Genomic DNA, 19,400 nt, shown 5'->3' with positions numbered 1-19,400 from the left:
GGCGCCCGAGTCGCCCGAAGGCCCCTGCGGGGGGCGGGCGTTCGGCCAGGTGGGAGCGGGCTGGGACGGGCCCGGCTGCGAAGGGCCCGACAGCGGGCCCGAAGGGGGGCCTGTGGGACGGCCGGAGGACGGCGGTTCGACGCTCACGAGCTCTTCTTCCCTGCGGAGGGACCTCGCGGCACAGCTGGTACGTTTTGTGCCGCTTCATTCCAGAACGAGCCCATTGTGTGCCCGGGTCCCGGGTCCGCCGCAAGCGGACGCGGTCGGCCCTCCCCGGCGGGCGGACCTCCCCCGCGCTGCTTAGCGTGACAACGTGAGCGCCCAGAGACCGTCCGACCGAACCGCCGCCCGTCACGGCTGGATCCAGGCCGTCACCACGGTCCTGGCCGGGCTCATCGCGATGGGCGCGGTCGCCGCCCTCGGGCTCTGGGCGGCCGGTGCGGCCGACCTCCCCGGCAACGCGTTCCCCCGCGTCGTCGCCGCCACCGTGGTGACCGCGGTCGGCGGCAGCGTCGAACTCGCGGGTGACGCCGGGGCCCTCGCCGACACGCAGGCGAGCTTCACCGTGATGCCGTTGTCGGTCACGCTCGCCGGCGCCCTGGTGATCGCCGCCGGCTTCCTGCGCCCGCTGCGGCACCGGGCCGTGGCCGGCACTCCGGAACTGAGCGGCTGGGCCGCCCGGGTCGCCGTCGTCTGGCTGCTGGCGCTGATCGGACTGGCGCTCGTCGCCCGGCACACCTTCGAGATCTCCCTCGGGGACGGCGCCGTGTCCGAGATCGGCGACCTGCTCGGCGCCTCCCCGAAGGTGGGCTTCACGACGGATGTGCCGCTGACGGTGCTGTTCGGGCTGCTGTGGCTGGCCGGCGTCATCGTGCTGGCGGTGCTCGTGTCTCCCCGCGCCCCGCTCCCCGCCCGGCTGCTGCGCTTCCAGGAACCGGTGCGCCCCGCCGCGTTCGCCATGGTCGCCCTGCTGTTGTCCTGCGTGGCCGTCGGGCTCGTCGTCGCCCTGGTCGTCGCCGTCACCCGCGGCCATGTCGCCGAGACCTTCGCCGTGATCCTGCTGGGGCTCCCCAACCTCGTCTGGCTGGCCTTCACGATCGGCCTGGGCGCCTCCTGGGACGGCCGCGTCGAGGGCCCCTTCGGCCTGCCGGTGCCACACGTCCTGGACCAGGTGCTCCGCACCCGGGACATCTCCACGCTCAACCTGAGCACCCTGGCGGAGTACGACGGCCGGGTGTGGTGGCTGGTGGCCGTCGACGCCGTACTGGTGCTGGGCGCCGCCTTCCTCATGGCCACCCGCTCCCCCGCCCGGGTGCGCGCCTGGCAGCACGCCGTGCGCATGGCGGTCGCGCTGGCGCTCACGGTGCTCGCCATCTGCCTCCTGGCCCGCCTCTCCGCGCACTACGGTCTTTCGCTCCTGGGCCTCGGGGACCTCGGCGGCGGCCTCTCCGGACAGCTCCTGTTGCGACCCCGGCTCTGGACGGCGCTCGGTTTCGCGCTGCTGTGGGGGCTCGTCGCCGGGTTCCTGGGCGCCCTGTCGGCCACGCGGGTACGCCGCCGCGGCGAGGTCCCGGCGACCGGGCCCCGCGACGGCACCCCGTAGGGGCTAACTCCGGAAGACCGGCCGGGCCCACTCCGGTGGTTCGGGCGGCGCGCCGGGGTGTTCCGGCGCGGCGAGGGCGCCGTGGTCCACCCGGGTCGGCACGTGACCGCCGTCCACCCGCCCCGTGACTGCGGCGCGCAGCGCGGCCACGAACGCGCGGCAGGAGTCGTACCGGTCGTCGGGGCTCTTGGCCAGCGCCCGCGCCAGCACGGCGTCGGCGCCGGAGGTGAGGTCGGGCCGCTTCTCGGTGAGGGGCGGCGGCTGGTCGTACTGGTGGGCCCACAGCAGGGCCATGTCGTCGTCCCGCTGGAAGGGGGGCCGCCCCGCCAGGAGTTCGTAGACGACGCAGGCCAGGCCGTAGACGTCGCAGCGCCCGTCGACGGGGCGCCCCGAGATCTGCTCCGGTGCGACGTAGTCGAGGGTGCCGACGAACTGCCCGACGGTGGTGAAGCCGGTCAGCGACAGCGACTTCTTGGTCAGGCCGAAGTCCGTGAGGTACACGTGCTCGGGGTGGTCGCTGTCCGTACCGCGCGCCACCAGGATGTTGCCGGGTTTGACGTCCCGGTGCACGAGCCCGTGCTCGTGCGCGGCGTCGAGCGCGGACGCCACCTGCGCGGCGATACGGACGGCCGTGCCCGCGGGCAGCGGGCCCTCCCGGTCCAGCAGATGCCGCAGGTCCTGCCCGGAGACGTACCGCATCGCGATGTACAGGACGCCGTCCGTCTCCCCCGCCTCGAAGACCGGCACGATGTGCGGGTGGTCGATGGCGGCCGCCACCCGCGACTCGTGCGTGAAGCGCTTGCGGAAGGTGTCGTTGCGCGCGAGTTCCGGTGCGAGCAGCTTCAGGGCGACGGTCCGGTCCAGCCTCAGGTCCTTGGCGCGGTAGACGACCGCCATGCCGCCGCGGCCGATCTCGCGCTCGATGCGGTAGCCGGCGATCTGCTTTCCCACCAGGCCCGAGGGCCGCCCCGCGTACACGCTCGCGTCGTGGGGCGTGTCCGCCATCAGACGTCACCCCGGCGCGCGCCCCGCACCGCGCCCGGCCGCCGCACGACCCGAGTCGGCTCATGCCCACCGTCCGGCCCCGCCTCCCCCACGAGACGCGTCGGCTCCCCGGCGTCCTCGGGCTCCGCGACGAGACGGGTCGGCTCATGCCCACCGTCCGGTGCGGGGTCTCGCACGAGGCGCGTCGGCTCCCCGGCGCCCTCGGGCTCCGCGACGACACGGGTCGGCTCATGCCCACCGTCCGGTGCGGGGTCTCGCACGAGACGCGTCGGCTCCCCCGCCTCCGGCTCCGCGACAAGACGGGTCGCCTCGAACTCACCGTCCGGCCCCGCCTCCCCCACAAGACGCGTCGGCTCCCCGACCTCCTCCGGCTCCGCGACAAGACGGGTCGGCTCATGCCCACCGTCGGGCCCCGCTGCCCCTACGAGGCGCGTCGGCTCCCCGGCGTCGTCGGGTTCTGTCACGAGGGGGGTCGCCTCGTGCCCGCCGTCCGGCGCGGGGTCCGCCGTGAGGGGCGTCGGCTCCCCCGCCTCCGGCTCCCGTACGAGGCGGGTCGGGTCGCCTGTGGCGAGGATCGGGTCGGCGTCCGCCTCGTCCGCGCGCCGCGTGGGCTGCCAGGACGCCGTCCCGCCGGTGAAGCGGGTCGGCCCGGCGGGGGCCTCCGTCGCGGGACGCACTGGCCCGGCGGGCCCGGGATCGTCCGGGGGTCCCGTCGGCCCGGCGGGCCCGGGCTGCCCCGCACGGCCGGTCGCCGCGGGGCCGTCCGAGGCGGGCGCGGCCGGGGGCGGGGCGGCGTCCGCCTCGACGACCCGGGTGGCCTCGCGAGGGGGCCGTGCCGGTTCCGGGGCCGCCGCCGAGGGCTCCCCCGGTGCCGCGTAGGTACTGAGCCGGGTGCCGTCGCTGTACACCCACCGCTCGTGCTCGGCGTCGTACAGCCACACGGACTCACCGTCGACGACCACGCCGGCCCGCAGCCCGTGCGTGCGGCCCCGGAACGCCTCTCCGTCGAGGCGGCCGGCGGTCAGGTCCTCCGTGGCGCTCCGGTAGCGGGCGAGCGACTCCTGGACGCGGGTGAGGAGCGGGCGCGGGTCCGCCGCGCGGGTGAGCGGGCTGCTCGCGGCGGGCGGTGCCTGCGGGACGGCGACCAGCAGCCGGCCGTCGACCCAGGCCGACCAGCCGTTGGCGCAGACGATGCGCCCCCAGTCCCCGCGCCGCTCGGCGAGCTGCACGGGCAGCAGGGCGTCGAGCGGCACGGTGGGCCGGGAGGGATCGGGAGTCTCCCAGGCGGACATCCCGTCCTGGGGGACGACGTGGGTGGGGCGGAAGTCGGGAGCCGTCATCGCACCTACTTCCGCATGACCGCGGGCTCGTGGCGGCGCAGCAGGCGGGCCACCAGGTATCCGAAGACGACCGAGAGCACGACCAGCATCCCGATGTTCAGCAGCCACACGCCGGCCGAGTGCTTGAACAGGGGGTCCCCGGTGAGGTCCCCGGGCACGATGCGCGCGAGCCCGACCGTGCCGGCCATCGCGCCGAGCGCCCACCGCGAGGGCACCAGCCAGGCCAGCTGCTCGATGCCGGGCACTCCGCTGAGCTTGAGCAGCGCGCCGCAGAAGACGACCTGCACGATCGCGAGGAGCACCAGCAACGGCATGGTCACCTCCTCCTTGCGCACCAGCGCGGAGACGAGCAGGCCGAGCATCATCGCGGTGAAGGCGAGCATGGCCACGGCCACCGTGATCTCGGCCAGGGGCGGCATGATGACGCCCTCGCCGCCGGGCGCGTTGAGGTCGACGCCGAGCAGGGCGACCAGGGTCAGGACGACCGCCTGGAGGACGGTGACGGTTCCGAGGACGACGACCTTGGACATCAGGTACGCCGATCTGGACAGGCCGACCGCGCGCTCCCGCTGGTAGATGACGCGTTCCTTCACCAGTTCGCGCACGGCGTTGGCCGCGCCGGTGAGCACCCCGCCCACGCACAGGATGAGCAGCGCGTTCATCGCCGTCTCCTGGGTGAGCTTGCTGCCGGCCAGGGCCCGGGCCATGGCGCCCATCACGAACGGCAGCGCGATCATGATGATGAGGAAGGTGCGGTCCGCGCCGAGCGCGGCGGCGTAGCGTCTGACCAGGGTGCCGAGCTGGGCGCCCCAGCTCTGTGCCTTGGGCGGCGGCCCGAAGACGCGGGCCGGCTCGCCCTCCGGCAGGGCGGGCTCGGCGGAGGCGTTCACGATGTACTGGCGGTTGAGCACGGAGTCGCGGTAGTCCCCCGCCCAGTCCCGGTCGTGGTCCCGCTCGAAGGCTTCGAACGCCTCGGGCCACTCCCCGAAGCCGAAGTAGGCGAGGGCGTCCTCGGGCGGCCCGTAGTAGGCCACCTTCCCGCCCGGCGCGAGCACCAGGAGGCGGTCGCAGACGTCGAGGCTGAGCACACTGTGCGTCACGACGATGACCGTCCTGCCGTCGTCGGCCAGGCCGCGCAGCATGTGCATCACCGAGCGGTCCATGCCGGGGTCGAGGCCGGAGGTCGGTTCGTCGAGGAAGAGCAGCGAGGGCTTGGTCAGGAGTTCCAGGGCCACGCTGACGCGCTTGCGCTGGCCGCCCGACAGGCTGTGGATGGGCTGCGCGGCCCGCTCCTCCAGGCCGAGCTCGCGGATCACCTCGTCGACCCGGGCGCGGCGCTCCGCCTTGGCGGTGTCCTGGGGGAAGCGGAGTTCGGCCGCGTAGGTGAGCGCGCGCCGCACGGTCAGCTGGGCGTGCAGGATGTCGTCCTGGGGCACGAGCCCGATGCGCTGGCGCAGCTCGGCGTAGTCCCGGTAGAGGTCCCGGCCGTCGTACAGGACCGTGCCGCGGTCGGCGGGGCGCTGGCCGGTCAGGGCGTTCAGCAGGGTGGACTTCCCGGCGCCGCTGGGGCCGACGACGGCGAGCAGGCACTTCTCGCCGACGGGAAAGGACACCCGGTCGAGGAGGGTCTTGCGGCCGTGGTCGACGGCGACCCCGAGGTCCTGCACGTCGAGGGAGACCTCACCGGTGTCGACGTACTCCTGGAGCTGGTCGCCGACGAGGCAGAACGCGGAGTGGCCGATGCCGACGATGTCACCGGCGGTGACGACGGCCCGCTCGACGGGCTGTCCGTTGAGGAACGTGCCGTTGTGGCTGCCGAGGTCGACGATCTCGTAGGTGCCGTCGGCCCGGGCGCGCAGTTCGGCGTGCCGGCGTGAGACGACGAGGTCGTCGACGACCAGGTCGTTGTCGCCGCCGCGGCCGATGCGCACGGTGCGCGAGGGCAGTGGCCGTACGGTGGTCGGCTGCCGGAAGGTCCCGGTCGCGGCGGGGGTGTGGACGGCTGACGGGCGTTCCGGTGCGGGCGGTCGGCGGTCGACCAGCAGGACGCGGGGGCCGTCCGAGGGGTTGCCGAAGCGGATCACGCTGCCCGGGCCGACGCCCCACTCGTGGACGCGGCGGCCGTCGGCGAAGGTGCCGTTCGTACTGCCCTCGTCCTCGACCGTCCAGTGGTCGCCCTCCGGCCGCAGTACCGCGTGGTGCCACGAGACCCGGGTGTCGTCGATGACGACATCGCTGAGTGGGTCCCGCCCGACGTGATAGTCACGACTGGGACTGATCACCGTGGAGCCCGCCTCGGTCTCGAGGACGAGCTCGGGCGCTGCCGCGACCTGTCGCTCTCCCATGCCTGAATTCTAGCGATTCATCCGTATATACGCCTGGGCGGTGCCGCTTACCGCTCAGGCGTGCGCAGGGATGGGCGGTGGCGCTTTCGCCCGGGCGTACACACGGATGGGCACGGCACTTACCGCCGACGGACCGGGCGCGCGGCTTCGGCGCGGGTCAGGCGGCGGGCGTGGAGAGGACGGGGACGAAGCGCTGCATCCGCAGGGCGTCCACGGACTCGGCGAGCAGTTCGTACTCGGTGGTGTCGTCGTTCGTGGTGATGCGGACCAGCTTTCCGGCCGCCAACTCCTCGGCGACGAGCTCCTGTTGCAGGGTGTCGCCGCACCAGGCGCGCAGGACGGCCGGCACGTCGGGGACGCCCGCTCCGACCGGCGCGATGGAGTTCGGGGGGAAGTTCGGGTTGTCCGGGCGCGGGTCGAGACGCTCGGCGATCCAGGAGGCGCGGTCCCGCATCCACCACAGGGCCAGCGCCAGTGTGGGTGCGCGGTAGGTCCCCAGGGGGACGCCGACGCGCTGGCCGCCGCATATTCCGTAGGCGGTCACATGGCACAGGAATTCGTCATGCACGATCGCTCCCCCATTACGGCGCTCGCTGCCGGTCCGGCCTCTCTTTCCTTGCGGCTCGTGTGCGGTGCTGTGGTGCGAGGATGCTCTTGGTGCGCGGGTGCTCGGCGGGCGTGGCTGAATCGCCCTGTTCATCGAGTATCGCCACTACTGACACTCTGTCACCATGCCATTCCAGCCAGTCTCTTGGCATATTCCGTGGCCCGGCTGGCCGAAACGGTTCGGGCCCTCTTACCCCTGAGGTAATCGACGGCCCCGCGGGCGGCCCGGCATGGTTGCGGTACCGGATCCCGGCGGGAGACCACACCGCGGAACCCGGTCCCTGACCAGCACATACATCTCGATGGAGGCTGATCGTCCATGTCCGCAGGCACTGAGCGTCATGAATCCGCCGTGGCTCGCTACTTCGAGGCGTGGAACGCCCGGGACCCGGAGAGCCGGGTCAAGGCGGTGGCCGCCGCGTGGGCGGCGGACGGCCGCTACACCGATCCGCTCGCCGACGTCCGCGGGCACGAGCAGCTCGCCGCGGTGATCGCCGCCGCGCAGGAGCAGTTCCCGGGCCACTCCTTCCGGCTCACGGGCGCCGTCGACGGTCACCACGACATCGCGCGCTTCCGCTGGGAACTGGTCGCCGACGCGGACGGCTCGGCGCCCGTCGCCGGATCCGACGTGATCACCCTCGACGCCGTGGGCCGTATCCAGGACGTGTTCGGCTTCCTGGACCGGGTGCCGGCCGGGGCCGCCTGAGCGCCCGCGATGAGTTTCGCCGCTCCCGGTGGTCTCTTTGGAGAGAGGCACCACCGGGAGCGGAGGAACGGCATGAGTACGGCGAGCACCCTGGACGAGCACTTCACGGCGGAACTGCTCAGGAGTCCGGAGAAGGGCGGCTGGACCTACGTCGTGTGGCCCGGGTCCGCCGCGTTCTTCGGGACGCGCGGACTGGTCAAGGTCCGCGGCACCATCGACGGCCACCCCTTCCGCAGCTCCTTCATGGCCCTGGGCGACGGAACGCACAAGCTGCCCGTGAAGGCCGACGTGCGCCAGGCGATCGGGAAGGAGGCCGGGGACACGGTGACCGTCCACCTCCAGGAGCGTCTCGACGCTCCGGGCGGCTGACGGAGGGAGGGCTCCCGGGGTTCAGCTGCCGGTGCCGATGATCCCGTCGATCCGGGACAGCTCCTCGGCGGAGAAGTCCAGCGCGTTCGTCGCCGCCACGCTGTCCTCCAGCTGCCGGGCGCTGCTGGCGCCGATCAGCGCGGAGGTGACCCGGCCGCCGCGCAGCACCCAGGCCAGCGCCATCTGGGCGAGCGACTGGCCCCGGGACTTGGCGATCTGGTCCAGCTCGCGCAGCCGGCCCACCAGGTCCTCGGTGACCTTGTCGGCGCTCAGGAAGGGGCTGTCGCTCGCCGCGCGCGAACCCTCGGGGATGCCGTCGAGGTAGCGGCTGGTCAGCAGGCCCTGCTCCAGGGGCGAGTAGGCGATCGAGCCGACCTGGAGCTCGTCCAGCGTGTCCAGGAGGCCCTCCTCCTCGGGCCGGCGGTCGAGCATCGAGTAGCGCGGCTGGTGGATGAGCAGCGGAGTGCCCAGTTCGCCCAGGATGCGGGCGGCCTCCCGGGTCTGCTCCGGGGAGTAGTTCGAGACGCCGACGTACAGCGCCTTGCCCTGGACGACAGCCGAGTGCAGGGCACCCATCGTCTCCTCCAGGGGCGTCTCCGGGTCGGGGCGGTGCGAGTAGAAGATGTCCACGTACTCCAGGCCCATCCGGGAGAGGCTCTGGTCGAGCGAGGACAGCAGGTACTTGCGCGATCCCCATTCGCCGTACGGGCCCGGCCACATCAGGTATCCGGCCTTGGTCGAGATGACCAGCTCGTCGCGGTAGGGCGCGAAGTCCGCCCGCAGCGCGTCCCCGAGCGCGGACTCGGCGGCGCCGGGCGGCGGGCCGTAGTTGTTGGCCAGGTCGAAGTGGGTGACGCCCAGGTCGAAGGCGCGGCGCAGGATCTGCCGCTGGGTGTCCACCGGACGGTCGGGGCCGAAGTTGTGCCAGAGCCCGAGCGACAGTGCCGGGAGCTTCAGGCCGCTGCGTCCGGTGCGGCGGTAGGGCATGGCCTCGTAGCGGTCGGTGTGCGGCGTGTACAACGTGGGCTCCAGGAGGAGAGATCCAGAGGGACGTCCTCCACTTTCACCCGCGGACCGGCATGCGGTCCAACAGGAGAATCGGATGGGATTCAGCGTCTAGGCTGCTCAATCATGGAACTGCGCCATCTCCAGCATTTCGTAGCGGTCGCCGAGGACCAGCACTTCACCCGTGCGGCGGAACGGCTGCTGGTGTCGCAGTCCGGCCTGTCCGCGTCCATCCGGGCACTGGAACGGGAACTCCAGGCGCCGCTGTTCGTGCGGACCACCCGCCGGGTGACGCTCACGGAGGCCGGCCGCGCCCTGCTGGGCGAGGCGGAACGGATCCTCGCCCAGGTCCGGGCCGCCCACGACGCGGTGGCCGCGGTGCAGGGCGTGCTGCGCGGCACCCTGTCGCTGGGCACCGAGCAGTGCGTGGCCGGGGTCGGGGTGGCGAGGCTGCTGGCGGCGTTCCGGCGGCAGCACCCGGATGTGGAGATCCGGCTGCGGCAGGCGGGTTCGGGGGCCCTGGCCGAGGAGGTGGCGGCCGGCCGCCTGGACCTGGCGTTCGCCGTGCGGACGCGGGCGGACAGTGAGCAGCTGCGCTCCGTGCCGCTCGCCGGCGAGCCGATGACCGTCCTGTGCCACCCGGAGCACCGGCTCGCCGGGGGCGGGCCGGTCACACCCGGGGACCTGGGCGGCGAGCCCTTCGTGGACTTCCACCCCGACTGGGGGCCGCGGCGCGTCACCGACGCGGCCTTCGCGATGGCGGGCGTCGACCGTACGGTCGCCCTGGAGGTCAACGACGTGCACAGCCTGCTGGAACTGATCCAGCAGGGCCTGGGGATAGCCGTCGTCCCCCGTCACTTCGGCCACAAGCCCGAGGCGTCCGTCCTCACCGCGCTCCCGCTGAAGGGCGTCGAGGACGTGTCGTACGAGACGGTCGCCATGCTTCCGCCCGAGGAGGCCACGAGTCCCGCGGCCCGGGCGCTGATGGCCGTCCTCGCCGATCAGCCGACCGCCCGGGACGCCCCGCGCGTGTGACGGGCCCGGTGTGACCGCCGCCGCGGACCGGAAGGACGGTCGGCGGCGGCGGCGGTCACCGGGTCACCCTGCGGACTGCGTGAAGTCGGCGTGCAGTCGCCGGGTGTGGTCCACGTGCCGTTCGGGGCCGGTCAGCGTGACCGTCGCCGTCAGCCGAGGATCGGTGCTGGACGCCGCCAGCCGCAGTTCCAGCTTTCCGGGCTCCACCACGCGCCGCCCGTCGCGCCCGGTGAACGACGCGAGGTCGGCCGGTACGGTCACCCGGACGCGTCGCGCCTGGCCCGGGGCCAGCCGCACGCGCGTGTAGCCGACGAGCCGCTGGACCGGCTGGACGACCGAGGCGACCGGATCGTGCAGGTACAGCTGGACGACCTCGGTCCCCTCCCGGTCCCCGGTGTTGCGCACCGTGAGGGCCAGCGTGAACTCCCCGTCCGTGGGCTGCTCCGTACCGTCCACGGCGAGGTCGCCCCAGGCGAACGTGGTGTACGACAGCCCGTGTCCGAACCCGAAGGCCGGGGTCGGGTCGATGTTCGACACCTCGCTGGCCTGGGCGAGACGCGCGCCGAGATAGGTGGCCGGCTGCGCGCCCGGACCGCGCGGCACACTCACGGGCAGGCGCCCGCTGGGGCCGACCCGGCCGCTGAGGACGCCCGCGATCGCCTTCGTGCCCTCCGCGCCGGGGAAGAACGACTGCACGATCGCGGCGGCCCGGTCCGTGGCGCCGCCCAGTGCGTAGGGCCGCCCGGCGACCAGGACGGCGACGACGGGCGTACCCGAGTCCAGGAGGGCGTCGAGCAGGTGCTGCTGGGCGCCGGGGAGCGCCAGGGAGTCGGCGTCGCAGCCCTCGCCGCTGGTCCCGCGGCCGAACAGGCCGGCCCGGTCGCCGAGGGCCGCGACGACGAGGTCGGCCCGGTCGGCCAGTTCCGCCGCCGCGGCGATGCCCGAGGTGTCCCCGTCGTCGATCCCGGTACCGCGCACCACGGTGATCTCCGCGTCCGGGAACTCCCCTTCCAGGGCGTCCCGCAGGGTCGGCAGGTCGATCCCGGCCGGCACCTCGGGATGGTGCACGCCGACGTGCAGCGGGAAGGAGTAGCAGCCGAGCACGGCGGTCGGCTCGTCGCCGTTGGGTCCCACCAGGGCGATGCGGCGCGGGCGGGCGAGCGGCAGCGTCCCGTCGTTGCGCAGCAGGACGACGGCCTGTTCGGCGAGCTCCCGGGCCAGTTCCCGGTTGGCCGGTGTGTCCAGGTCGACCGTGCCGCGCAGGGCCTGCGGGTCGTCCGGGTCGGCGTCGGCGAGCGCGGGGGGCACCGGGCTCCAGTCGGCGTCGAGCAGGCCCAGCCGGGCCTTCTGGGTGAGCACCCGGCGCAGGGCGCGGTCGACGAGCGGTTCGGGCACCCGCCCGGCCGAGACGGCCTCCAGCAGGGGTGCGCCGAACGTCTTGACGGTGGGCAGTTCGATGTCCACGCCCGCGTGCAGCGCGGCCGCGGCGGCGTCGGCCCAGTCCCCGGCTACGCCGTGCAGGATCTTGAGGAAGGCGATGCCGAAGTAGTCGGCGACGACCGTGCCCTCGAAGCCCCAGGTGTCGCGCAGCAGCCCGGTCAGCAGTTCCTCGTCGGCCGCGGAGGGCACGCCGTCGGTGTCGGTGTAGGCGTGCATCACCGACTGGGCGGCGCCGTCGCGCAGGACCATCTCGAAGGGCGGCAGCAGGACGTCGGCGCGCTCGCGCGGGCCGATGCCGACGGGTGCGAGGTTGCGTCCGGCGCGCGAGGCCGAGTACCCCACGAAGTGCTTGAGGGTGGCGACGACGCCGGCGGACTGCAGTCCCTGCGCGTACGCGGTGCCGATGGTGCCGACGAGGTAGGGGTCCTCGCCGATGGTCTCCTCGACGCGGCCCCAGCGGGCGTCCCGCACCACGTCGAGTACGGGCGCGAGGCCCTGGTGGACGCCCAGGGAGCGCATGTCGCGGCCGATGGCGGTGGCCATCCGGCGGACGAGGTCCGGGTCGAAGGTGGCTCCCCAGGACAGGGGCGCCGGGTAGGCGGTGGCGCCCCAGGTCGCGAAGCCGGTGAGGCACTCCTCGTGGGCGACGGCCGGGATGCCGAAGCGGTTGGCCGAGGTGATCCGCTGCTGGGTGCGCATGAGGGAGAGCGCGCCGAGCGCGGGGTCGACGGGAGCGGTGCCGAAGGGCCGGGTCAGCTGGCCGAGGCCGGCCGGCAGGAGGGTCTCGATGTCGACGGCCTCCTCCATGTCGTGCTGGTGCGGGGCCACTTCGCCGCCCTCGTCGGACGCGCCGACCCAGATGCCGAAGAGCTGGGCGACCTTCTCCTCGACGGTCATGGCGTCGATCAGGGCGGAGACCCTGGTGTCGATGTCCTGGGCGGGGTCGTTCCAGACGTGCGGGACGGTGACGGGGGTTGTCTCAACTGCCACGTTGGCGGTCACTTTCCTCCGACGCCCATCAGGCCCTGGACCAGGGCGCGACGGGCGAACAGGTAGACGAGCAGGACGGGCATCATGGACAGGACCACGGCGGCCAGCAGGCCGGGGATGTTGATGCCGTGCTCGGTTTGGAAGTTGTAGAGGCCCAGCGTGATCAACTTGGTCGAGTCGGACTGGGTCAGGACGAGGGGGAACAGGAAGCCGTTCCACGCCTGGAGCGCGGAGAACACCACGATGGTGGACAGCCCACTCCTGGAGAGCGGGAGCACGAGCTGGAAGAACACCCGCCGGGTGGAGGCGCCGTCCATGGCCATCGCCTCGAACAGCTCCTGGGAGATGTCGCGCATGGCGCCGCTGAGGATCAGCGCGGTGATCGGCATGCAGAAGGCGGCGGTCGGCAGGATGACACCGATGAGGTTGTCGTAGAGGCCGGCCTTGCTGATCAGGTAGAACATCGGGACGATCACGGCCTGGGCCGGGATGGCGAGGCCCAGCAGAAACAGCCGGAACACCCCGGAGGTGAGCCTGCCGCGGGCCCGTACGATCGCGTAGGCGAGCGGTGGCACGAGCAGGAGCACCAGGCCGACGACGCAGACGGTGACGATGACGGTGTTGAGGAAGTAGCGTCCGAAGCCGTTGGAGAAGGCTCCCGTGTAGTTGTCGAGGGTGAAGCTGTCCGGGAAGGACAGGGGACCGTTCTGGGCGTACTCGGAGCGGGACTGGACCGTCGCGGCGAGCATGACGTACAGCGGCAGGCCGACGAGGAAGAGCCAGCCGAGGGAGGCCGCCCCGGCCAGGTAGTTGGGGCGTCGTTTCATGACAGACCCTCCGTGGAGCCGCGCATCTTGTCGTAGCCCGAGACGCGCACCACGATCAGCGAGATGATCGTGGCGGCGATCACCAGGACCAGGGCGATGGCCGAGGCGGCGCCGAAGTCGAAGCCCTTGAAGGCCTTTTGGTACATGTAGTAGGCGCTGATGGTGGTGTCGGTGCCGGGCCCGCCCTGGGTCAGGATGAGCACCGTCTCGAAGGTGGTGAGGCCGCCGACCACCATCAGGATCATCGAGGTGATGATCGAGTTGCGCAGCTGCGGCAGGGTGATGTGGAAGAACTGCCGGTAGCGTCCGGCGCCGTCGATCTCCGCCGCCTGGTACAGCACTTGGGGGATGGCGCGGGCGGCCCCCTGGTAGATGAGCGTGTGGAACGGCGTGAACTGCCACGTGCTCACGAAGGCGAGCACACCGATCGCGGTGGACTGGCTGCCGAACAGGTTGCCGTCGCCGAACAGCCACTTCGCCTGCGACGGCACCCCGAAGTTCGGGTCGAGCAGCGCCCTCCACAGCACGGAGACGGCCGTGGAGGACAGCAGCAGCGGCACGAAGTAGATCGTCGACAGGACGGCGCGGTTGCGCTGCTTTCCGGCGGCCCACACGCCGAGCAGGATGCTCAGCGGGGTCTGGAGGGCCACGCCGAGCGCGGTGATCAGCAGGCTCAGCCAGATGCTCTTGATCATGACCGGGTCCTCGAAGACCCGGGTCCAGTTGTCCATGCCGACGAACTCGGGTGAGCCGAGGCCGCTCCAGCTCGTGAAGGACAGCACCGCCACCATGATCAGCGGGGCGATCGCGAAGAGGGCGAAGAACACGGTGGCGGGCAGTGCCCAGGCGAATCCCGGCTGGCCCACGGTGGAGACCTGCGAGCTCCGCACCCGGCGCGGCGCGGGCTTCCGCGCCGGGGCGGGAGGACGGACGGGCGTCATCTGTGTCGTCATGTCGGACTCAGGCGGTCGGAAGGGCTTGCATGGCCTTGATGAAGCCGTCCTCGTCGAGCTGGCCGTTGAAGAACTGCTGGACGGCCTGGTGGATGGGCGTGATGGCCGCCGGCGGGTAGGCCTGGTCCCACGACAGCTGGAACGACGGGGCCTTCTTCACCAGGTCGAACTGGTAGCGCGAGTACTCGGGGCTGGCCGCGGTGTCGAGGAACTTCTCGGTGTTCGTGGTGGTCGGCAGGTTGCCGATGGAGAGCTGCTTCTTCACGAAGTCGTCGGAGTACATGAGCTTCATGAACTCCGCGACGGCCTCCGGGTGCTTGGTCTTCTTCAGCACCGAGTAGAAGTTGTTGGTGTTGCCGACGAGGTTGGCCGGGTCGCCCTTGGTGCCGTCGATGCTCGGGAAGGCGCTGTAGCCGAGGTTCTTCTCGGCGAACTCCTTGTTGGCGTCCTGCTGGGTGGAGTACTCCCAGGAGCCCATGAGTTCGAAGCCGGCCTTGCCGCCGGCCAGCAGGGCGGGCGAGCCGCCGTCGGTGAACTTGACCGAGTCGAAGTTGGTCCCGAAGGCGCCGGCGTCGATCAGCTCCTTGAGCATGCCCAGCGCCTTCTTGCTGTCCGCGCCGGCCCAGGCGTCCTTGTCCCCGTCGAGCGCCTTCTTGAACAGCTCGGGTCCGGCGACGCGGTCGTAGAGGTACTCGAACCACATCAGCGTCGGCCACTGGTCACCGCCGCCGAGGGCGATGGGGGTGACGTCGGCGGCCTTGAGCTTCTTCACCGCGGCGATCAACTCGTCCCAGGTCTTGGGCTGTTCGACGCCCGCCTCGGAGAGCACCTTCTTGTTGTTGAACAGCAGGACCGGCTGGGTGCCGCGCATCGGTATGCCGTACGACTTGCCGTCGATCACGGCCGTGTTGAAGACCGAGGGCAGGAACTTGGCCTTGAGGTCGGGGTCGTCCTTGATCATGTCGTCGAGCGGCAGGAGCAGGTCCGCCTCGACGAACGGCTGGATGCTGCCGCCGCCCCAGTTGAAGAAGACGTCCGGGGCCTGCGGGGTGCTGATGACGGTCTGGAGCTTCTGCTGGTAGTCGGCGCCCGGAATGGTGTCCAGGACCGCCTTGACCTTGGAGGTCTTGTTGAAGTCGGCGACGATCTGCTTCTCGACCTTGTTGGTGGCGTCCCCGTACACGAGGACGTGGATCTTCCCCCCGTCGGAGGACGACGTGCTGTCCCCGTCCCCGCAGGCGGACAGGCTCAGGGCCAGGGCCATCGTCACGCCTCCGGCAAGCATCCGGGGGAACCGCGCACGTGTCTTCATGGCGCACCTTTCGAAAGTTTCGGCTGCATTGCCGAAAGTCGCTGCGATTCCTGGACCGTAAGGGAGCACTTCCCGGGGGTCAACGGGGGTGCAGGCGCGCGATCAAACCGTTACCGACGAGGCCGGACCGGCTTCGCGCCTGCACACCTTTCGGCCCGGAGTCCCGGGATCTGCGCGCAAGTGGTTGACCGGCGGGACCCTTGCCCTTACGTTCTGCGCAGCCATTCGGAAACACGACCGCAACTTTCGAATGCAGCGCGTCGCACTTTCATCCGCCCCACCCTCAGGCACGTGCCGGACCTCTCCGGCAATCCGCAGAAGGGGATGACATGCACATGCTCACCACCACGCCGCCCGTCGACCGCGGGCCCGCACCCCCGCCCCGGCGCGGCGCCCGCGCCCGCGGGGCACTCGCCCTCGCCACCGCGGGACTCCTCGCCGCCGGCGGCGTCGGAGCCCTCTCGGGCACGGCCCACGCCGCCACCACGCTGGGTTCGGCTGCCGCCGCGCAGGGCCGCTACTTCGGCACCGCCGTGGCGGCGGGACACGTCGGCGAGTCGGCGTACGCGGCGACGCTCGACCGGGAGTTCACCTCGGTGACCCCCGAGAACGAGATGAAGTGGGACGCCGTCGAGCCGAACAGGAACGCGTTCAGCTTCGGCCAGGCCGACCAGATCGTCGGCCACGCGCAGAGCAAGGGCATGAAGATCCGCGGGCACACACTGGTCTGGCACTCCCAACTGCCCGGCTGGGTGGGCGCTCTGGGCGCCTCCGACCTCCGCACCGCGATGAACAACCACATCACCCAGGTCATGCAGCACTACAAGGGCAAGATCCACTCCTGGGACGTGGTCAACGAGGCGTTCCAGGACGGTGGCAGCGGCGCACGGCGCAGCTCGCCGTTCCAGGACAAGCTCGGCAACGGCTTCATCGAGGAGGCGTTCCGCACCGCGCGCGCCGCCGATCCGGCCGCCAAGCTCTGCTACAACGACTACAACACCGACGGCGTCAACGCGAAGAGCGACGCGGTCTACGCCATGGTGAAGGACTTCAAGGCCCGCGGCGTGCCGATCGACTGCGTCGGCTTCCAGTCCCACTTCAACAGCGCCTCGCCGGTGCCCTCCGACTACCGGGCCAACCTCCAGCGCTTCGCCGACCTCGGAGTCGACGTACAGATCACCGAGCTGGACATCGAGGGCTCCGGCTCCGCCCAGGCGACCAGCTACGGCAACGTCGTCAAGGCCTGCCTGGGAGTTGCGCGGTGCACCGGCATCACCGTCTGGGGCATCACCGACAAGTACTCCTGGCGCAGCAGCGGCACGCCCCTGCTGTTCGACGGCAACTACGCCGCCAAGCCCGCCTACGACGCCGTGATCTCGGCGTTCGGCGGTACGGGCGGCGGCGGAGGAGGCGGAGGGGGCAGTGCCACCTGCTCCGTGTCCTACACGAGGACCGCGCAGTGGAACGGCGGCTTCAACGGGCAGGTGACCGTGACCGCGGGCAGCACCGCGATCACCGGCTGGACCGTGGCGGTCACCGTCACCCCGCCGCAGAAGGTCTCCGCCACCTGGAACGGCTCCCCCACCTGGGACAGCAGCGGCAACGTGATGACGATGCGGCCGAACGGCAACGGCAGCCTGGCCGCCGGGGCGTCGACCGGCTTCGGCTTCACGGTCACGACCAACGGCAACACCTCGCCCCCGCTGCTCGGGAACTGCACCGCGTCCTGACCGGCGTCGTCCGGGCCGTCCGGGCCCGCCCCGCGAGGCGGACCCGGACGTGCCTCACCCCACGGCAACCCGCACAGGAAGGACGCGCACATGACCGACGGAACCACGCACGAGCCGGCCGCCACGCCTGCACGGCGACCGGTGCGAGCCCTGCTGACGGCTCTCCTCGCGGGAGTCCTGCCCCTGCTGTCGTCGCTCCTGCTCGTCGCCGCCGCTCCCCCGGCGTCGGCCGCCGGCCTGACCGAGGTGACCTCCTTCGGCGCCAACCCGAGCGGTCTGCGGATGCATCTGTACGTGCCGGACAGCGTCCGCGCGCGGCCGGCCGTGCTGGTGGCGGTGCACTACTGCACCGGTTCGGGACCCGCCTTCCACGCGGGCACGGAGTTCGCGTCGCTGGCGGACCGGTACGGGTTCGTCGTCGTCTACCCCTCGGCGACCCGGAGCGGCAACTGCTTCGACGTCTCCTCGCCCCAGGCGCTCCGGCGCGACGGGGGCAGCGACCCGGTGGGCATCAGGTCGATGGTCGGCTACGTCGAGCAGCACCTGAACGCGGACCCGGAGCGGGTGTACGTCACCGGAGCCTCCTCGGGCGCCATGATGACCAACGTGCTGCTGGGCGACTACCCCGACGTGTTCAAGGCCGGGGCGGCCTTCATGGGCGTACCGCACTCGTGCTTCGCGACGACCGACGGATCGCTCTGGAACAGCGCCTGCGCGAACGGCACCGTCGACAGGACCCCGCAGCAGTGGGGCGACCTGGCCCGGGCCGCCCACCCCGGATACGGCGGTCCCCGCCCGCGCGTGCAGATCTGGCACGGCACCGAGGACACCACGCTGCGCTACCCGAACTTCGCCGAGCAGATCGACCAGTGGACGAACGTGCACGGGGTGAGCCGGAGCGCCGCGTACACCGACCAGCCGCAGTCCGGCTGGACCCGGACCCGTTACGGCGGCACCGGCGCGCAGGCCCCCGTGGAGGCGATCAGTGTCCAGGGCACCGGCCACACCCTGCCGACCGCCGGGATGGCGGCACGCGCGATCGCGTTCTTCGGTCTCGACGCGACCGGTTCCGGGCCGGGCCCCGAGCCCGCGCCGGGAGCGTGCCGGGTGGGCTACACCGTCAACGCCTGGAACAACGGCCTGACCGCGACCATCACCCTCACCAACACGGGCACGGCCGCCGTCCGCGACTGGTCGCTCGCCTTCACCCTGCCGGCCGGGCAGACCATCACCTCCGGCTGGGGAGCGGCCTACAGCCCCGGCAGCGGCACGGTCACCGCCCGGGGCCTGTCGTACAACAGCACGCTGCCCGCCGGGGCCGGTACGCAGATCGGCTTCCAGGCGAGCCACTCCGGCGACACCGGGAAACCGGCGTCCTTCACGCTGAACGGGGCGCCCTGCACCACTGGTTGAGGGCAGCGGTCCCGGCAGGCCACAGCCGGGACCGCGCCACCCGTACGTGCTTGAGCAGGAGCAGCCCTCGGTGTTCTGGCCGTCGTCCCGGTCCCCCGGAAGGCCGGCTGGACGCCGGCGGCGGACACGCGCGAGCGCCTCGATCGCGTTCACGCCGCCGCTGAGAGAGGGTGGGGGCATGCATTCCAAGGACGTTCTCGCCGAAGCTCACGGACGCATCCAGGAGGAGGTGCACGCGGCCGTCGACGGCCTCTCCGCCGACGATCTGAACACCCCGCCCCAGGAGGGGGCCAACTCGATCGCCTGGCTGATCTGGCATCTGGCGCGCGTGCAGGACGACCACGTCGCGGACGTGGCCGGCCGCGAACAGGTCTGGCTCTCCGCCGGCTGGGCGGACCGCTTCGCCCTCGGACTGCCCGAGTCGGACACCGGGTACGGGCACACGCCGGAGGAGGTCGCCCGGGTCCGGGTGGACTCGGGCGACCTCCTGACGGGCTACTTCGACGCCGTGCACGAGCAGACCGCGGCGTACCTGCGCGGACTGGCCGACAAGGACCTGGAGCGCGTCGTGGACGAGCGGTGGGATCCGCCCGTCACCTTGGGCGTGCGCCTCGTGAGCGTGCTGGCCGACGACCTCCAGCACGTCGGCCAGGCTGCGTACGTCCGCGGGCTGCGGCGCTGACGGAAGTCCGGCGGCTCGCACGACGCGACGCGCCTGCGC

At 72.0% G+C, this 19,400-nt stretch carries 16 protein-coding genes; 7 read left to right on the top strand and 9 right to left on the bottom strand.

The features are described from left to right. The first annotated feature begins 313 nt into the window (after nt 1-313). The gene (locus ACWGIS_RS34330; RefSeq protein ID WP_453366414.1) at nt 314-1,603 is read left to right on the top strand and encodes a streptophobe family protein; all 1,290 of its coding nucleotides are present in this window, start codon (nt 314-316) and stop codon (nt 1,601-1,603) included. A gap of 3 nt (nt 1,604-1,606) precedes the next feature. On the opposite strand, the gene ACWGIS_RS34325 is transcribed toward ACWGIS_RS34330, so the two are convergent. The 4 genes from ACWGIS_RS34325 to ACWGIS_RS34310 all read right to left on the bottom strand — a co-directional run bounded on the left by ACWGIS_RS34325 (nt 1,607) and on the right by ACWGIS_RS34310 (nt 6,861). Then, nucleotides 1,607-2,608 (bottom strand): serine/threonine-protein kinase, encoded by a 1,002-nt coding sequence (locus ACWGIS_RS34325; protein ID WP_453366413.1) that lies wholly within the window; start codon nt 2,606-2,608, stop codon nt 1,607-1,609. Next, on the bottom strand, nt 2,608-3,948 hold the full coding sequence (locus ACWGIS_RS34320) for a hypothetical protein (protein ID WP_453366412.1): 1,341 nt from the start codon (nt 3,946-3,948) through the stop codon (nt 2,608-2,610). Before ACWGIS_RS34320 ends, ACWGIS_RS34325 begins: the two co-directional genes overlap by 1 nt. Before the next feature lie 5 nt (nt 3,949-3,953). Beyond that, nucleotides 3,954-6,293 carry an FHA domain-containing protein gene (locus ACWGIS_RS34315; RefSeq protein ID WP_453366411.1) on the bottom strand — a complete coding sequence of 780 codons (2,340 nt, stop codon included), beginning with the start codon at nt 6,291-6,293 and terminating at the stop codon, nt 3,954-3,956. 157 nt (nt 6,294-6,450) lie between these two features. Then, a complete protein-coding gene (locus ACWGIS_RS34310; protein ID WP_453366410.1) occupies nt 6,451-6,861 on the bottom strand; it encodes a hypothetical protein in 411 nt (136 codons plus the stop codon). 357 nt (nt 6,862-7,218) lie between these two features. Between ACWGIS_RS34310 and ACWGIS_RS34305 the strand changes: the two genes are divergently transcribed. Both ACWGIS_RS34305 and ACWGIS_RS34300 read left to right on the top strand, forming a co-directional pair. Then, nucleotides 7,219-7,605 carry a nuclear transport factor 2 family protein gene (locus ACWGIS_RS34305; protein WP_453366409.1) on the top strand — a complete coding sequence of 129 codons (387 nt, stop codon included), beginning with the start codon at nt 7,219-7,221 and terminating at the stop codon, nt 7,603-7,605. Nucleotides 7,606-7,677: 72 nt separating this feature from the next. Next, entirely contained in the window at nt 7,678-7,974 is a 297-nt protein-coding gene (locus ACWGIS_RS34300; RefSeq protein ID WP_453366408.1) for a DUF1905 domain-containing protein, read from the top strand. Nucleotides 7,975-7,995: 21 nt separating this feature from the next. Here ACWGIS_RS34300 and mgrA read toward each other — a convergent pair whose 3' ends face one another. Next, nucleotides 7,996-8,994 (bottom strand): L-glyceraldehyde 3-phosphate reductase, encoded by a 999-nt coding sequence (gene mgrA, locus ACWGIS_RS34295; RefSeq protein ID WP_453366407.1) that lies wholly within the window; start codon nt 8,992-8,994, stop codon nt 7,996-7,998. A gap of 111 nt (nt 8,995-9,105) precedes the next feature. Here mgrA and ACWGIS_RS34290 point away from each other — a divergent pair, with 111 nt between their 5' ends. Further along, a complete protein-coding gene (locus tag ACWGIS_RS34290; protein ID WP_453366406.1) occupies nt 9,106-10,014 on the top strand; it encodes a LysR family transcriptional regulator in 909 nt (302 codons plus the stop codon). A 63-nt stretch (nt 10,015-10,077) separates the two neighbouring features. On the opposite strand, the gene ACWGIS_RS34285 is transcribed toward ACWGIS_RS34290, so the two are convergent. From ACWGIS_RS34285 to ACWGIS_RS34270, 4 genes are read right to left on the bottom strand one after another with little or no spacing between them, the layout of a single operon-like run. After that, a complete protein-coding gene (locus ACWGIS_RS34285; RefSeq protein ID WP_453366405.1) occupies nt 10,078-12,456 on the bottom strand; it encodes a beta-xylosidase/alpha-l-arabinosidase in 2,379 nt (792 codons plus the stop codon). Continuing rightward, a complete protein-coding gene (locus tag ACWGIS_RS34280; protein WP_453366404.1) occupies nt 12,453-13,271 on the bottom strand; it encodes a carbohydrate ABC transporter permease in 819 nt (272 codons plus the stop codon). Before ACWGIS_RS34280 ends, ACWGIS_RS34285 begins: the two co-directional genes overlap by 4 nt. After that, on the bottom strand, nt 13,268-14,224 hold the full coding sequence (locus ACWGIS_RS34275) for a carbohydrate ABC transporter permease (RefSeq protein WP_453366403.1): 957 nt from the start codon (nt 14,222-14,224) through the stop codon (nt 13,268-13,270). The genes ACWGIS_RS34280 and ACWGIS_RS34275 overlap by 4 nt, the downstream gene beginning before the upstream one ends. Before the next feature lie 7 nt (nt 14,225-14,231). After that, complete coding sequence (locus ACWGIS_RS34270) at nt 14,232-15,536, bottom strand: ABC transporter substrate-binding protein (RefSeq protein WP_453366402.1); 1,305 nt, start codon at nt 15,534-15,536, stop codon at nt 14,232-14,234. 335 nt (nt 15,537-15,871) lie between these two features. Here ACWGIS_RS34270 and ACWGIS_RS34265 point away from each other — a divergent pair, with 335 nt between their 5' ends. From ACWGIS_RS34265 to ACWGIS_RS34255, 3 genes are all read left to right on the top strand, one after another. Further along, nucleotides 15,872-17,266, top strand: coding sequence for an endo-1,4-beta-xylanase (locus ACWGIS_RS34265; protein WP_453366425.1), 1,395 nt, complete (start codon nt 15,872-15,874; stop codon nt 17,264-17,266). Between the two features lie 90 nt (nt 17,267-17,356). Further along, a complete protein-coding gene (locus tag ACWGIS_RS34260) occupies nt 17,357-18,679 on the top strand; it encodes an extracellular catalytic domain type 1 short-chain-length polyhydroxyalkanoate depolymerase (RefSeq protein WP_453366401.1) in 1,323 nt (440 codons plus the stop codon). Nucleotides 18,680-18,857: 178 nt separating this feature from the next. Continuing rightward, complete coding sequence (locus ACWGIS_RS34255; protein WP_453366400.1) at nt 18,858-19,361, top strand: mycothiol transferase; 504 nt, start codon at nt 18,858-18,860, stop codon at nt 19,359-19,361. Nucleotides 19,362-19,400: the final 39 nt, after the last annotated feature.

Source organism: Streptomyces sp. NPDC054842 (genome assembly GCF_053611025.1).
Note: the sequence above shows the minus strand (reverse complement) of the source record. Positions and strands in the feature narration are given on the sequence as shown.

What these genes read in the sequence shown, in the direction of transcription:
- ACWGIS_RS34325 (WP_453366413.1), bottom strand. Translation starts at nt 2,608, where the DNA reads ATGGCGGACACGCCCCACGACGCGAGCGTGTACGCGGGGCGGCCCTCG.
- ACWGIS_RS34320 (WP_453366412.1), bottom strand. Translation starts at nt 3,948, where the DNA reads ATGACGGCTCCCGACTTCCGCCCCACCCACGTCGTCCCCCAGGACGGG.
- ACWGIS_RS34315 (WP_453366411.1), bottom strand. Translation starts at nt 6,293, where the DNA reads ATGGGAGAGCGACAGGTCGCGGCAGCGCCCGAGCTCGTCCTCGAGACC.
- ACWGIS_RS34305 (WP_453366409.1), top strand. Translation starts at nt 7,219, where the DNA reads ATGTCCGCAGGCACTGAGCGTCATGAATCCGCCGTGGCTCGCTACTTC.
- ACWGIS_RS34300 (WP_453366408.1), top strand. Translation starts at nt 7,678, where the DNA reads ATGAGTACGGCGAGCACCCTGGACGAGCACTTCACGGCGGAACTGCTC.
- ACWGIS_RS34290 (WP_453366406.1), top strand. Translation starts at nt 9,106, where the DNA reads ATGGAACTGCGCCATCTCCAGCATTTCGTAGCGGTCGCCGAGGACCAG.
- ACWGIS_RS34280 (WP_453366404.1), bottom strand. Translation starts at nt 13,271, where the DNA reads ATGAAACGACGCCCCAACTACCTGGCCGGGGCGGCCTCCCTCGGCTGG.
- ACWGIS_RS34275 (WP_453366403.1), bottom strand. Translation starts at nt 14,224, where the DNA reads ATGACGACACAGATGACGCCCGTCCGTCCTCCCGCCCCGGCGCGGAAG.
- ACWGIS_RS34270 (WP_453366402.1), bottom strand. Translation starts at nt 15,536, where the DNA reads ATGAAGACACGTGCGCGGTTCCCCCGGATGCTTGCCGGAGGCGTGACG.
- ACWGIS_RS34265 (WP_453366425.1), top strand. Translation starts at nt 15,872, where the DNA reads ATGCTCACCACCACGCCGCCCGTCGACCGCGGGCCCGCACCCCCGCCC.
- ACWGIS_RS34260 (WP_453366401.1), top strand. Translation starts at nt 17,357, where the DNA reads ATGACCGACGGAACCACGCACGAGCCGGCCGCCACGCCTGCACGGCGA.
- ACWGIS_RS34255 (WP_453366400.1), top strand. Translation starts at nt 18,858, where the DNA reads ATGCATTCCAAGGACGTTCTCGCCGAAGCTCACGGACGCATCCAGGAG.